Genomic DNA, 12995 nt, shown 5'->3' with positions numbered 1-12995 from the left:
TTAAGAAAGTTAGGCCGGGAAACGAGTAAAGCCTTCCGACTTAAAGAATAAAATAACTGTTCAAATCCCCGGCGAATTTTGTTAGTATTGAGTATCTTACTGCTAACGCATTTCTCTCAGGGGGGTCGAAATGGCTGACGCCGAAAAAACCATAGAGGATTTGCTTACCGAAGGCCGCACATTTACGCCTGGCAAGAAGCTTAGAAAGAACGCTAACGTCAACAGCGAGGCTGTTTATAAGAAAGCCGCCCGCGACAGGGAGAAGTTCTGGGCGAATTTCGCGAAGGAGCTCGACTGGTTCAAGAAATGGAGGAAGGTGCTCAAGTGGAAGGTCCCCCACGCCAAGTGGTTCGTCGGCGGGAAGCTGAACGTCTCCTACAACTGTCTCGACAGGCATATAAACACGGCGAGGAAGAACAAGGCTGCGATAATATGGGAGGGTGAATCGGGGGAGAGCGTTACGCTTACATACCAGGAACTCTACAGGGAAGTGAACAAGTTCGCGAACGTGCTCAAGGATCTCGGAGTAAAGAGGGGGGACAGGGTTACGATATACCTCCCTATGGTCCCCGAGCTCGCTATAGCCATGCTCGCGTGCGCCCGGATTGGCGCGCCGCACAGCATAGTATTCGGAGGGTTCAGCGCCGAGAGCCTCAGGGACAGGATAAACGATTCCAAGGCGAGGGTGCTCATCACGTCGGACGGCGGATACAGGAGGGGAGGGATAGTCCCCCTCAAAAAGAACTCCGACGACGCGCTTACGGATACGCCGAGCATCGAAAAGGTCGTCGTCGTGAAAAGGGTCGGCGACAAAGCCGAAATCAAAATGAAAAGAGGACGGGACTTCTGGTGGCACGAGCTCATGGAGAAGTCGCAATCTTATTGCGAGCCCGAGAGGATGGACAGCGAGGACATGCTCTTCATGCTCTATACGAGCGGGACCACCGGAAAGCCCAAGGGGATCGTGCACACGACGGGCGGTTATCTCGTCGGGGTTTATGCGACCATGAAATGGGTGTTCGACTTGAAAGAAGAGGACACATACTGGTGCACGGCGGACATCGGATGGGTCACGGGGCACAGCTATATAATCTACGGCCCGCTCGCTAACGGGGCCACCTCGCTCATGTACGAGGGCGCGCCCGACTATCCCGACATCGGAAGGTTCTGGGCAATAGTGGAAAAATACCGTGTGAATATCTTTTACACCGCCCCAACGGCGATAAGGGCGTTTATGAGGTGGGGCGAGGAATACCCGAAGAAATACGACCTGAGCTCGCTCCGGCTGCTGGGTTCCGTCGGTGAGCCTATAAACCCGGAGGCGTGGATGTGGTACTACGTCCATATCGGAAACAGCAGGTGTCCGATAGTCGATACGTGGTGGCAGACCGAGACGGGCTCCATACTCATTACGCCCCTCCCCGGCATCACTAAATTAAAACCGGGCTCGGCCACGAAGCCCTTTCCCGGAATTCAGGCCGACATAGTCGACGAAAGCGGCAAGACGATCAAGGAAGGGGCGGGGTACCTCGTGCTGAGAAATCCTTGGCCCTCCATGCTGAGAACTATATACGGCGATCCCAAACGCTACGTCGATCAATACTGGAGCAGGTTCCCGGGGCTCTATTTCACGGGCGACGGTGCCAAGAGGGACAAGGACGGATACTTCTGGCTACTCGGGCGCGTGGACGACGTGATGAACGTGGCAGGGCACAGGATAAGCACTATGGAGGTGGAGAGCGCACTCGTCGACCATCACTCGGTCGCCGAGGCCGCCGTCATCGGCAGGCACGACGAGCTCAAGGGGCAGGCCATAGTCGCATTCACGACGCTAAAGAAGAGCGCGAGGCATCATGACGGCATTACTGAAGAATTGAGAAACCACGTCGCCAAGAAGATAGGGGCGATTGCGAAGCCGGACGAGATAATATTTACAGCCGAGCTTCCGAAGACGAGGAGCGGAAAGATAATGAGGCGTCTCCTCAAGAACATCGCCGAAGGGGCCGTCCTCGGCGATACTACGACACTCGCCGACCCGAATGTAGTCCACAACCTCAAGGAGCAGTTCGAGCACCTGGAAGGTTAGAGGGACAGAGGAATCGCCGTCCGCTTGTCTTGCGTGAATTAATCGGAAGCGCCGGAGAGCGCCGCGCCGGTCTTATATTTCCTGAACTTCTCAATGTCGTTCTTCGCCGACGCCAGCACGAACCCTATCACGCTCGCGTCGTCCAAAAGCCCCGTTGCCGGCAATATGTCGGGTATAGCGTCGAGCGGGTTTACGAAGTAAATGACGGCTCCCGTTCCCAGTAGAAGCGTCGACCAGGGTATCTCCCTGTACTCGCCGTTTATCCAGGCCTTGAGTAGCTCGGTCAGTGTAACCAAGTCGCTCTTTATGGAAGCAATCCTGCGGCTGCCGGATTCAATTTTCGCGGTTGCGGAGCCTGCGAGATTTACGACGGCTTTCCTGTCGTTAAGCAGTTTCCCCGCCTTCGCGATAGCTTTGAGGATATATTGTTCCGTTCCGATTTTCGAATAAACCCGCATGGGATTTAATATAATCAGATTCGGCTTGAATTCCAGTATCGTTTTGGAAGGTTCTAAACGAGGTCCTTCAGGGTGAGCCCGTTGTCCTTGAGGAATGCGGAGATTCCCTTCTTGCTGATTGTCCTGAGGGCACGCGTCGAAACCCTGATCCTGACGTTCCGGCCGAACTCGGGCACGAAGATGTGCTTCCACTGGAGGTTCGGGTTCTGGCGGCGTTTCACCTTGTTGTTGGCGTGCGAGACGTTATTCCCGACAAGCGGGCTTTTTCCGGTTATTGCGCATTTCTGAGACATCGGTATCACCTCTTGTTATCTTTCAGAAGAACATTAATTATTCCACAACATTTAATTTTGTAAACCCATGGCGGTCTTGTATGAGTCGTGCCGGATCGTTATCGGATTTTGATAATGTTAATGATTGAAAGACGTTACGTAACAAATCGCCTTTTTCCCTATGAATCCGGCTTGCATATCTAATCTAGCCGGCTCATTTCCTGAAGACGCTTATCTCCCGCTCCGTGCTGTTGAACGCGCCCGGTACGGCGTTCCCGTCCTTGTCCAGGAGCTCAAGCTTTACGGCGTAGTCTCCGGTGGTGAGGCCGGACACATAGGCAGGAGCCCATTCTGTAAGAATTATCGACGTGACTTCTCCCGACGGATCCTTTTTCCTGATGGTGTATTTCGCCTTGTACCCGTCAGGGCCGAGCTCGACGTTGTACAGATAAAAATCGAGCATGACCTTATCGGCGTCCGGTCCCTCGTATTTACCCTTGGGCCTGCTGAAGATGATCGCCGGCTTTGACTTGTCGAGCATGAACTCCCCTTCCTTCTTCCCGACGTAGAAGTTGACTATGTCCGCGGCCTCGGGGGATTTTACGCTCTCGTGATAGGATCGGCTCGGAAAAACGACGAGCGTATGCGGGCCTTCCTCGAGCACGCCTATTTCAAATGGTTTCCCCGATTCGTAATCCGCCAGATACGGGTCGTTGTCCAGTATGATGTGGGCATGCTGCCCCTGCGGGGAGTTCATGATTTCCATTGCCCGCACTGTATTCGTCTGTACCCCGAGCTCGAAGTTCTCCACATCGACTACGACCGAGACGTCGGGGTTTTCGAGCAGGTCGCCGTCCTTAATGGACGAGAATCTTGCTTTCGCGCCGGGGATTGCGGGAGAGTTAGGGACGGGCTCGATTTTAACTTCATTTTCTGATGTCCCGGCTGCTGCAACTGTTGCGGCCGTCGAGCCGATCAGGATAGATGCAAAGAAAAACATAAGCAGGGAAATTTTTCTCATGTAACGATGCTCCTTTTGCATTTAATCTCCGTATATGTATTCTAATTGATGCGAGGACTCATACAACTAAAAATTTTATTTAGCCGAATTGTGTGAATCATGCTGGATAAAGAATTGCTCGATATAATCGCGTGTCCCGAAACAAAGCAGGACCTTGTACTCGCGGAGCCCGAGCTGATCGAAAAGATTAACGCTCTCATCGAGAAGGGAGTGCTTATGAACAGGTCGAAACAGAAGGTATCCGAGAAGATCGACGGCGGGCTTATTCGGAAAGAAGACCGTAAATACCTGTATCCGATAAGGGACGACATCCCCATACTCCTGATTGACGAGTCCATATCCCTCGAAGCGGTCAATAGTTATTAACGGCTTCGACCTTGTCGGCGGTCATCGAGTATATTCCGCCCACTAGGTTCCCTTTCACAACTTCGAGCCTGCCAGTAACCCTGAGCGGAATGTCCGTCATGTATTTCGTACTTATCCCTTCGGGCATATCCACGTACACGAATTCGTTTACCCTCGGCATCACCCCGAAGCAGCAACCCATCTGGTTGTTCAGCAGCATGAAGCTCTTGACCACGTCCGAGTCGAAATCGATCGGGAGCATGAACCCTGTAACACTCACAGTCTTACTGTTAAGCTCCTTTACTTTCTCCGGGATTCTCTCGTCCCTTTCGTAGTCGAAGCCTCCGAGGAAGTCGAAGTCGGCTTTTATGGCGCCGTTTTCGGTCTCAAAAGCATTGACCGTGGAATAATCGAAGTCGGGTTTCGGCCTGTAATGTATGCCGAGCGCGGGCACGAACATAATACTGAAGACAACGAAGGTTCTGGTCAGCACCCTGTTCCACTTTATTTTTTTCCTGTCCGTCAATTGAGCGCCCCTTGAATAGATTACATATCGTAACCTGTATCAACAAGGATAATTACTGATATTTGTTTCAATCAGGCGCGATTAGGGGCATTAAGAATATTCTTACGAGACTCCAGCAATTGGAGCTCCTGCAAACACCGTAAATTTACATTATAGGCATTGGTATTATTATTTGAGCCAGGGCGGCTTATCTTCGTTTTCGGTCTCTTCGGTCTTTTCTTTTTTCTCGGCCGCGACGAACAGGTGCCTGTACTTTTCATTTACCTCGTTCAGTACGGGCTCCGCGTATCCCTTCTCCAGGAGGAGCACGTTGAGCATCTTCCCTCCGGGTACGAATACGTAAGCCGGAATATCGCCTGATCCCCTATTCGATTCTTTCCCGGGCTCTATTTTTACGAGCGTTCCTCTCCTCAGTATTGATTCGCAGTACTTCATCGCCTCGATTTCGCGCTCGTCCGGGACGCTTATCCCTATGAGCCTGATTTTTTCTATCTCCATATCGGGCGGCTGGCAAAAGAAGCTCTCTCCGTCAGCGACCCTCACGACGTCGCATGTGAAATACTCGTATTTGAGGAAATCCAGGTCGTCCTCGACCTTCTCGTACTTGCTGCATGACGGGATTAAAAACAGTGCGTAGAAAAAGATAGTTATTTTGATTGCGTCATGGTTTCTCATATTCGTTCGCTGTTTTGCATTTTCAGGTCCTGACCTTTACCTCGCGCCACAGGAGCCCGAGGATGAAAAATACCGATGCGCATACCGTCATCGACGCCCCTGTCGGGATAGATAATACGAATGAAAAGAAATATCCGAGCGTCGCCGATAGAGCGCCTATAATTACCGAAAATATGAAAACGAGCCTGAGCCTTTCCGTCAGATATAGGGAAGTTAGCGGCGGGAGCGCGAGGAAGGCAAAGACGGGGAGCGCCCCCAGGGCCCTTGTCGTGACGGCGGCCACGGCCGCGATAGTGATGAGTAAAGCCGTGTTCAGCGCCCTCACGGGGTATTTGAATAACCGCGCCGTTTCTTCGTCGAAGGAAACGAATACGAAGTCTTTAAAGTAAACGATGTGTATAACGATAGCAGCCAAAGCGACAGCAGGAATAACGTAGACGTCCCTCGGGTCTACCACGACTGCGCTGCCGAACAGTATATCCGCGATGTCGTGAGCGCCTTTGGTTATCCTGTCTCCCAGGATTATTACCGCCCCCGAAGCGATTAAAAACCCGAACCCGATCACGCCTTCCTGGCTTATACGTGAAAAATCCCTCTTAGCCGCGAAGAAGACGGCTGCCAGGGAAGTGAACACGATCGAGAGTAAGAAAGGATGTACAAGGGACGAGGCGGCGCCCATGCTCAGCCCTTCCAGATAGAATGACAGGGCCACGCCGAAGCTCGATATTTGAGTGAGCGCGGCGCTTACGAATATTATTCTCCTGAGCACGACGTATACGCCCACAAATCCGCACACCGCCCCCGACACCGCGCCCACTATCATCGGGTCGCGCCAGAGGAAATAGCTGTTTATAAATTCCGTTAATATCGCGCTCACGTGTGTTTTCCCCGTCCGTCTAGATTTCTCTCAAATCCTCGATCCGCCGTACGCCTGCATTTATACCGAAAAATTTATTTAAGTTATCGTCAGTCAGGATTTCAGCTTTATCGCCGGCCTCGAAGTATCCGCTGTCCTTGTCTATCAGCATGATCCTGTCGGCATATTTGCCGACCGTGTTCAGGAAATGGCTTACCATGAGCACCGTTAGTCCGTCATCCGATCTTATACTCCCTACGAGCTCCATTATCTGCGCCTCCCCCTTCATATCCACTGACGCAGTGGGCTCGTCGAGTACGAGCACGTCGGGCTCGCCGGCAATGGCGCGCGCGAGGAGTGCCCTCTGCTTCTCTCCCCCCGATAGTGACCTGAACGTGCGGTCTCTCAGATGGAGAGCCCCTGTTTTTTCGAGCGCCCTTGTTACGTGGCCGAGGTCGGATGACGTAAGCTTTTTTCCCGCCCGTACCCTTACGTATCTCCCCATAGACACCATCTCATCCACGGATACGGGGAATATAGGGTCGAACTTCTCGCTCTGAGGCACGTATCCGAAGACCGTGCCGTCCGCGGTTTTGACGTGTCCCGAGACCGGCGGCAGGAGGCCGAGGACTGTCCTGAGAAGCGTGGATTTCCCGCTGCCGTTAGGCCCGAGTATTCCCCAGAACCGGCCCTTTTCTATCGCGAGATTTATCGGACCGAGTATTCCCTTGTTCTCGTAACCGATCGTCGCGTCTTCGAGCTCTATCAAATTCCGCATTTTATTTCCTATAGCTAAGCTTGAATAATCAACGCGCAGTCCGCCTGGTTTCGGTAAGGATATGCATCACAGTGGACTGCGCATGAACGACTCGAGTTATCCCTCCGTGCCTGAATACGAGTGATCCGCCGCTCCCTTTTTCTCACTGAGCGCTCCCGTGATCTCGCCCACGATCGCGTCGAAGAGATCGAAATACGTGTTGATGCCGTCCTCTCCTTCAACCTGCGTGGGAATGGAAAGAAACGCGGCGCCCGTCTGCTCCGCAATTATCGAAGGTGTTTTTTGCGGGTAGTAGTTAGACGCTATGACGAGCTTCACGTCCATGGATTTCATCTTTTTTATCAGCTCCGCGACGTGGGAAGGTGTCGGCGGTATCCCGGGCTTGGGCTCTATGAATCCCACCTCCTTAAGTCCTGCCCACTCCGAGAGGTATTCGAGATTTTTGTGATATGAAACGATCTCGGTCCCCTTATAAGGAGCGAGCTCTTCGTCCCACTCCTTTATCTTCGATTCGAGGAGTTTGGCGAATTTCTCGTAATTCTCATCGTAGTATGAAGCGTTCTCCGGATCGACTTCCGAAAGTTTCGCCGCGATCCCCTTTGCTACTGGGATGCCGTTCCTCGGGTCGAGCAGATAATGCGGGTTCCCTCTCGGGTGTACGTCTCCCATCGACCTGTCTATAGGCCCTGTCGGCACTTCGAGGACATTGGCTATAAACGTAGACGCGTCGACGTTCCCCTCTGAATTCAACGTCGAGATCTTCGAATTCCTCGCGCCTGTTACCAGGATCGGCAGCCAGCCCGATTCGAGGTCGAGCCCGTTGTAGATGAGGATGTCGGCCCTGTTGAGCTTAGTCACGTATACGGGCTTCGCGTCGACGAAGTGCGGGTCCTGATAACCCTTCCCCAGGCTCACCACATCGACCTTGTCTCCCCCGATCTCTCTCGCGATCGCCGCGAAATCGGGGACGGAGGTGACAATATTCACCTTCGCCCCGGCTTCTCCGCACATGAAGAATGCGGAGACGACGGCGAGGGCCACACATATGATCAATCTTCTTAGTATCGTATGCCGTTTCATGTTTTGACCTCCTCTGTCAATTCATTAATATGGGTGCGCCCCATGAGCCCCGATCGCGTAGAGAAACTGTAGAAAGACGGCGTGCTGGTCGGGCCCATAGTTCTGGTTGAGATAATCGTATTCGAGCTTTATCCTCGAGAACTCGCTCGGGCTGAAGGTCAGCATCGGAGAAATACGGTACGCCCTCCCGAGCAGTCCCAGCATCCCTTCTTCCTCTTCTTCCTCCTGCCTTGCGACTTGCGAAATCCCCGCTTGCTCGATCACTTCCCCGCCCTCGTCCTCTTCCGTCACGGGAGTATTAGTATCTGTTAGATCGAACCTTACACCCGTGTTCCACCTCTTGGCGAACCTGTATATCGCCTCGGCGTAAAAGCCGTAGTCCTCGAGCTCTTCCTCGGGCGTTTCGGCCTGTCTCCACATGAACTCCGACTGGACCGAGAATTCCTGGTAAGGGTTGTCTCTCAGGGGACGGTATTTCGCGAAGAGGTCGGCGCCGTAGAGGTTCGATCTCTCGTCGGGCCCCGAAGCGTTGCTGCCCGTAGCGAATGAAGCCCCGAGGTTGACGCCGAGCGAATCGCTCACTTCGAAGAAGTTGGCCATGTGGAATATGTAGAGGAGGTTCCCTATGTTGTTCGCGTCAGGGCTCCTCTGAAACGTCTGTGTCTCCACGTCGGGGCTCCCGCCCGAGGCGCTCAGCTCCATGTACCATGGCACCGGGACGAGGAAATTAGCCTCGATGCTCGTCGGGTTCAGGTGCTCGCCTAAGAATTCAGCGGCTACTATGGGCAGCGTCACGAAGTTCTGGTTGTGTCTGTGTATCTGGTTTATTCTCCCGAATTTCGCCCTCATCGTACCGACTCTGAATTGTGAGTTCAAAGGGAGACTGAAAAGAGTCGTGCCGTACGATTCTTCAATCTCGATCCCTTCGTTCGTAATCGGGAAGAAGCTGTCGAACCTGAAATAAGGATCGACGACAGCTTGAAAGCCTATCTCGATTTCCTGCACGTTGACTCCCGTGTTCTGGGGATCGATCTCGGCAAAGACAACGGGGTCGTTCAGTGAATAATAAGCGGCCGCAAAAATACCTACAACGCTTATTTCCGGGTTAATGGCCTGGGCTACCTTTCCTAAAAAGCTCTGAGGTTCTTGAGGCTGCGGCGCTGAAGGGGTTACGACAGTTTCTTCTTTCACCACTATCTCTTCCTTGATTTCTTCCTCCTCCTCTCTCTCTTTCGCCTGCTGCTCGAGGGCTTTGTTCTTTTCTTCGAGCTCTGTGATTCTCTGCTGCATTTTCTCCATCATCTGTCTGAGCTCTCGCAGCTCTTTTTTAACGTCGTCGCTCTCCTGCCCGAGGGCATCGCTCTGAAAAAACGGAGAGGAAGCAAGAAAAATCGCCAGTATCAAAATAATTCTTGTGAAATCCATATCTCACCTCCGAAAATGTAATGGGATCGAAGCGGGTTCGATACCGTCATTCCGGAGGGGATGTAAAATGGTGCGGGGAAGGCTCGGTTCCGGTGCGCATTGTTTATCCCGCGGTCATTAACGGAGCTAACCGCGCGGACTATGTAAAATTCGAATGTGTTTGGATCGGCTCCCTAAGCCGGAATGACGGTTATCGGCTCAGACCGCGGGAGGCGAGCGGGTCGGTTTACTTAGTTTTAAGAACGATATAGGGATTAAACTTTCTTCGGTTAAAAAGACGATAGGGACGCCGGGGTCTATACGGACTGATGAGGCGTCTCTATGAGCGAGCCTTATGTGTCCCTGGAGGCGGCATGCAGGACAGGTTTCAGTCGAGTGGCCGGAATATTCGCTTGTGTGCGATACCCGTTTGCCGTGATCGAAATTAAAGTTATGGTTGTGGACACTCAGGGCAAGGACGAATAACGCCGCGAATATTGCGGCGAATGTCCCCGACAGCCTTCTCCTTCTTTCAGTTTGAGCGCCCATTATCCCAAGCCTGTCTTGTTGTTCGATAATACCATTGCGTTCGCTATAGTACAAGCAGCTTCATCGACTGTGAGCGAGACGTCCATCTCGACGCCTTGCTTCCTGAGCGCCGAGAACAGCTCTCCCAGCACCGGGGGCTCGATATGGCATCTGGAGAGGGTCTCGACCTGGGAGAATATCTCTTTGGGCGTCCCTTTCCCCGCGATACTGCCCCCTTCAGCGATTAAGTATACCGTATCCGCGATGAGCGGGACCGTATTCATATTGTGGGTTGACAGGATTATTGCGGTGCCGTTTTCCTGGTTCACTCGGTTTAGCAGCTTGATAAGCTCGGTCCTGCAGGCGGGGTCGATGTGCTCGAAGGGCTCGTCCAGTATAAGTAGCTCGGGCTTTGTAACGAGCGCCCCGGCGAGACCCACCTTCGTTTTCTCGCCGCCGCTAAGGTAATGCGGGACTTTATCTTTTAAATGCTCGATCTCGAGCTTTTTCAGTATATCGTCCACGAGCTCAGCCGTCTCTTCTTCCTTGTATCCGTAGTTCCTGGGCGAGAATGATACGTCGTCCCACACCCTTGGCGCTATTATCTGAAGGTCTACGTTCTGAAGCAGCGCCCCTATCCTTTCCCTTATTTTCTCGTACTCCTTCGAAGGGTTTACTCCCAGCACCTCTATCTCGCCCTCGGAGGGCTTAAGGAGCCCGAGGAGGAGCGACAGCAGCGTTGATTTCCCGCTCCCGTTGGGGCCGAGCATGACGACGCGCTCGCCTCTGCCGACCGAGAAGTCGCGCCCGTCGAATTTGAGCGCCGTCCCGTCGGGGTATCTGAACCCCAGATTCCTTACCTTTACTATCTCTTCCAAGCTTTTCCCCCGGTTTTCTGAAAAAGGGCGTACGCCGCTGAAACGATGAGCACGCTGACGGAAAGTGCGAGTATATATACGTCGTATGTCGGGAGCCCCCCGTCCCTTGCCGTCAGAATCGCAGCTCCGAATATCAATGCGCCGATGGCGAGCGCCGTAAAATCGTTGACGCCCGTTTTGTCGCGCCTCCCTCCGCCCGATATCCTTCCGCCGTATCCTCTGATGTTAAGCACCCCGTAGAACTTTTCCGAGAGGTCGAGCCCCCTCACGAGGAGCAGCCCTATACCGGACGAGAAGTTTACGACGTTTTTGATGTACTTTCCGTGAGTGAGCCCCCCCCTTACCCTGAGTCCCTTGATGAGGTTGTCCGTAAGCTCGAGCAGTATGAAGAGTGACCTGTACGTCAGGAATAGCCCTTCAGTGACGATCCTCGGCAGAACCGGCCCGATCGATGAGAAGACGTCGGGATACGGCGTAGTGACTATAAGTATGACCATAGCGAGCGCGGCGCAGAGCGCCTTGAGCACTATAACCCCCGCGCTTACGAAGCTACCGTTCCAGCTTGCGGCTGCGAAAATGACAGCGAAAATCGCGGGGTATGCGGCGATCGTGACAATCTTTAATACGGGGAGCCTGGTCCAAAACACCAGCGCTAAAAGAGATAAATAGACCGCGAGCAGGAGATAGAAGCTCCCTGATATTACTACCGACGCGATAACGAGCGAGGCGAATAGTATTTTTGACACAGCGCGGGCCCCGTGGAGGAAGCTCGTACCGTGGTTTGCATAATAATCGATTGCAGAAACGTCCATTGTAAACCCCTATGCCTGCTGAGGCAGGATCAGGTCGGGCCTGACCCGGAATACATATTTGACGACGAGACCCGTTATGACCGATTCGAGGATCCATCCGAGCGGGCAGAGTATGAAGACCGCCTTCGCGAACCTGGGAAAATTAATCCCGTCCTCCCGTGTCTGCATTTCGCCAGTCCCGCCGCCCGTTCCCGAAACAAGGTGTTTTATATCCTCTATCTTCTCCGGGCTCACGTGGGACGCGTACACTACACCGAGCATTATCGAAGTGCTCAGGAAAAGGCTCAGGAGGGCTGCCAGCGTGGATTCCCAGAAAATGGATTTATTCCTCATAACCTCCCTGAACAATTGAAATAAATAGTAACCCAGCACCGCTTCAGCCCCTATGATTATCGTGTTTAATCCCACTACTGTCACGCCGCCGTGCCCGAACATGGAAATGAGCAGATCGACGATGAAAACTGCGATGAAAGCGAGCGCGGGACCGAGCACGATGCCCGCGAGCACGGTCAGGTTGATATGGTATGCGATCGGTACGATCTCAAGCGTCATACCGACTATCATGAGCGCCGATATAATGCCGATGAGCGGTATCTTGCGCTTGAGGTCTATGCCGCCCACCCTCCTTATAGAGAACGAGAGTATGATCGCGGTCGCTATCCAGCCCGCTGTTACTATCCAGACGGGGAGGACCCCGTCGGGTATGTGCATGTGAGACATATGGTTATTCCTTTTCTCAGGCCTGACATTCCCTGCATTTCCCGAAGAGCTGAAGGAAATGGTTGTCAATGTGTACCCCTGTGTCCTTAGACAGCTTCTCGGAGAGCGTATCTAGCGGGCACTCGGCGAATTCGATGACCTTGCTGCACTCCGTGCAGACTACCGGGTGCCTGTGCCCCTCTGGCGCGACGGCGTAGCTGTGGCACCCGTCTTCGAGATGCACCTTGACTACGAGGTTGAGGTCTTCGAGAGTCTCTAACGCCCTGTACACGGTCGCGAGCCCCGTGCCGGGAAGGAGCTCCTTCACCCTTTTGTCGAGCGTGTTTATGGACAAATAGGCCCCGCTTTCCCTGAGCACTTTGAGCACGGCCAGCCTCTGGGGCGTGCATTTGAGCCTCTTCGCGTGAAAAATCGCCTTCAGATCATCAGGATTCTCGGCCCCTTCCGATTTCGTTTTCATTGTTTCTCCATCGACTGAGTTTATCGCAATTGAGAAAGATTCTCAATTATATTGGCTTAGAGATAAACTGTCAATTAATACACCTTTGCTATAATG

The 12995-nt window shown here is 53.1% G+C and carries 15 protein-coding genes; 2 read left to right on the top strand and 13 right to left on the bottom strand.

Annotated elements, in window-relative coordinates; all coding sequences use genetic code 11:
- Nucleotides 1–130: 130 nt before the first annotated feature.
- Complete coding sequence (gene acs / locus AB1598_11525; GenBank protein ID MEW6145637.1) at nt 131–2086, top strand: acetate--CoA ligase; 1956 nt, start codon at nt 131–133, stop codon at nt 2084–2086.
- A gap of 38 nt (nt 2087–2124) precedes the next feature.
- Here the strand turns inward: acs and AB1598_11520 are convergent, their stop codons facing one another.
- The 3 genes from AB1598_11520 to AB1598_11510 form a co-directional block, all read right to left on the bottom strand.
- Entirely contained in the window at nt 2125–2544 is a 420-nt protein-coding gene (locus AB1598_11520) for a YkvA family protein (GenBank protein ID MEW6145636.1), read from the bottom strand.
- Nucleotides 2545–2597: 53 nt separating this feature from the next.
- A complete protein-coding gene (gene rpmB, locus AB1598_11515; GenBank protein ID MEW6145635.1) occupies nt 2598–2837 on the bottom strand; it encodes a 50S ribosomal protein L28 in 240 nt (79 codons plus the stop codon).
- 193 nt (nt 2838–3030) lie between these two features.
- Nucleotides 3031–3837, bottom strand: a complete 807-nt coding sequence (locus AB1598_11510) for a hypothetical protein (protein MEW6145634.1) — start codon at nt 3835–3837, stop codon at nt 3031–3033.
- A gap of 99 nt (nt 3838–3936) precedes the next feature.
- Between AB1598_11510 and AB1598_11505 the strand changes: the two genes are divergently transcribed.
- On the top strand, nt 3937–4203 hold the full coding sequence (locus AB1598_11505; protein MEW6145633.1) for a Trm112 family protein: 267 nt from the start codon (nt 3937–3939) through the stop codon (nt 4201–4203).
- Here the strand turns inward: AB1598_11505 and AB1598_11500 are convergent.
- From AB1598_11500 to AB1598_11455, 10 genes are all read right to left on the bottom strand, one after another.
- Nucleotides 4190–4708, bottom strand: coding sequence for a DUF3299 domain-containing protein (locus AB1598_11500; protein ID MEW6145632.1), 519 nt, complete (start codon nt 4706–4708; stop codon nt 4190–4192). The genes AB1598_11505 and AB1598_11500 overlap by 14 nt on opposite strands.
- Before the next feature lie 168 nt (nt 4709–4876).
- Entirely contained in the window at nt 4877–5383 is a 507-nt protein-coding gene (locus AB1598_11495) for a thermonuclease family protein (protein ID MEW6145631.1), read from the bottom strand.
- 22 nt (nt 5384–5405) lie between these two features.
- The gene (locus AB1598_11490; protein ID MEW6145630.1) at nt 5406–6260 is read right to left on the bottom strand and encodes a metal ABC transporter permease; all 855 of its coding nucleotides are present in this window, start codon (nt 6258–6260) and stop codon (nt 5406–5408) included.
- A gap of 19 nt (nt 6261–6279) precedes the next feature.
- Nucleotides 6280–7017 carry a metal ABC transporter ATP-binding protein gene (locus tag AB1598_11485; protein MEW6145629.1) on the bottom strand — a complete coding sequence of 246 codons (738 nt, stop codon included), beginning with the start codon at nt 7015–7017 and terminating at the stop codon, nt 6280–6282.
- A gap of 96 nt (nt 7018–7113) precedes the next feature.
- Nucleotides 7114–8097 (bottom strand): metal ABC transporter substrate-binding protein, encoded by a 984-nt coding sequence (locus tag AB1598_11480; protein MEW6145628.1) that lies wholly within the window; start codon nt 8095–8097, stop codon nt 7114–7116.
- Nucleotides 8098–8121: 24 nt separating this feature from the next.
- Entirely contained in the window at nt 8122–9522 is a 1401-nt protein-coding gene (locus AB1598_11475; protein MEW6145627.1) for a hypothetical protein, read from the bottom strand.
- A gap of 527 nt (nt 9523–10049) precedes the next feature.
- Nucleotides 10050–10907: an ATP-binding cassette domain-containing protein gene (locus AB1598_11470; GenBank protein MEW6145626.1), complete on the bottom strand. Its 858-nt coding sequence runs from the start codon at nt 10905–10907 to the stop codon at nt 10050–10052.
- Nucleotides 10895–11719, bottom strand: coding sequence for a CbiQ family ECF transporter T component (locus AB1598_11465; GenBank protein ID MEW6145625.1), 825 nt, complete (start codon nt 11717–11719; stop codon nt 10895–10897). Before AB1598_11465 ends, AB1598_11470 begins: the two co-directional genes overlap by 13 nt.
- 9 nt (nt 11720–11728) lie before the next feature.
- Nucleotides 11729–12439 carry an energy-coupling factor ABC transporter permease gene (locus AB1598_11460; protein MEW6145624.1) on the bottom strand — a complete coding sequence of 237 codons (711 nt, stop codon included), beginning with the start codon at nt 12437–12439 and terminating at the stop codon, nt 11729–11731.
- Between the two features lie 16 nt (nt 12440–12455).
- A complete protein-coding gene (locus AB1598_11455; protein MEW6145623.1) occupies nt 12456–12899 on the bottom strand; it encodes a transcriptional repressor in 444 nt (147 codons plus the stop codon).
- Nucleotides 12900–12995 lie beyond the last annotated feature (96 nt).

The organism is Thermodesulfobacteriota bacterium (assembly GCA_040754335.1).
Classification (GTDB): Bacteria; Desulfobacterota_D; UBA1144; order Nemesobacterales; family UBA2774; genus 2-12-FULL-53-21.
The sequence above is the reverse complement of the archived record's forward strand: the minus strand, read 5'-3'. Positions and strand labels throughout refer to the sequence as shown.

Coding starts and splice junctions, on each gene's coding strand:
- AB1598_11495 (MEW6145631.1), bottom strand. CDS start 5,383: ATGAGAAACCATGACGCAATCAAAATAACTATCTTTTTCTACGCACTG.
- AB1598_11465 (MEW6145625.1), bottom strand. CDS start 11,719: ATGGACGTTTCTGCAATCGATTATTATGCAAACCACGGTACGAGCTTC.
- AB1598_11480 (MEW6145628.1), bottom strand. CDS start 8,097: ATGAAACGGCATACGATACTAAGAAGATTGATCATATGTGTGGCCCTC.
- AB1598_11460 (MEW6145624.1), bottom strand. CDS start 12,439: ATGTCTCACATGCACATACCCGACGGGGTCCTCCCCGTCTGGATAGTA.
- AB1598_11455 (MEW6145623.1), bottom strand. CDS start 12,899: ATGAAAACGAAATCGGAAGGGGCCGAGAATCCTGATGATCTGAAGGCG.
- AB1598_11505 (MEW6145633.1), top strand. CDS start 3,937: ATGCTGGATAAAGAATTGCTCGATATAATCGCGTGTCCCGAAACAAAG.
- AB1598_11510 (MEW6145634.1), bottom strand. CDS start 3,837: ATGAGAAAAATTTCCCTGCTTATGTTTTTCTTTGCATCTATCCTGATC.
- AB1598_11485 (MEW6145629.1), bottom strand. CDS start 7,017: ATGCGGAATTTGATAGAGCTCGAAGACGCGACGATCGGTTACGAGAAC.
- AB1598_11475 (MEW6145627.1), bottom strand. CDS start 9,522: ATGGATTTCACAAGAATTATTTTGATACTGGCGATTTTTCTTGCTTCC.
- acs (MEW6145637.1), top strand. CDS start 131: ATGGCTGACGCCGAAAAAACCATAGAGGATTTGCTTACCGAAGGCCGC.
- AB1598_11520 (MEW6145636.1), bottom strand. CDS start 2,544: ATGCGGGTTTATTCGAAAATCGGAACGGAACAATATATCCTCAAAGCT.
- rpmB (MEW6145635.1), bottom strand. CDS start 2,837: ATGTCTCAGAAATGCGCAATAACCGGAAAAAGCCCGCTTGTCGGGAAT.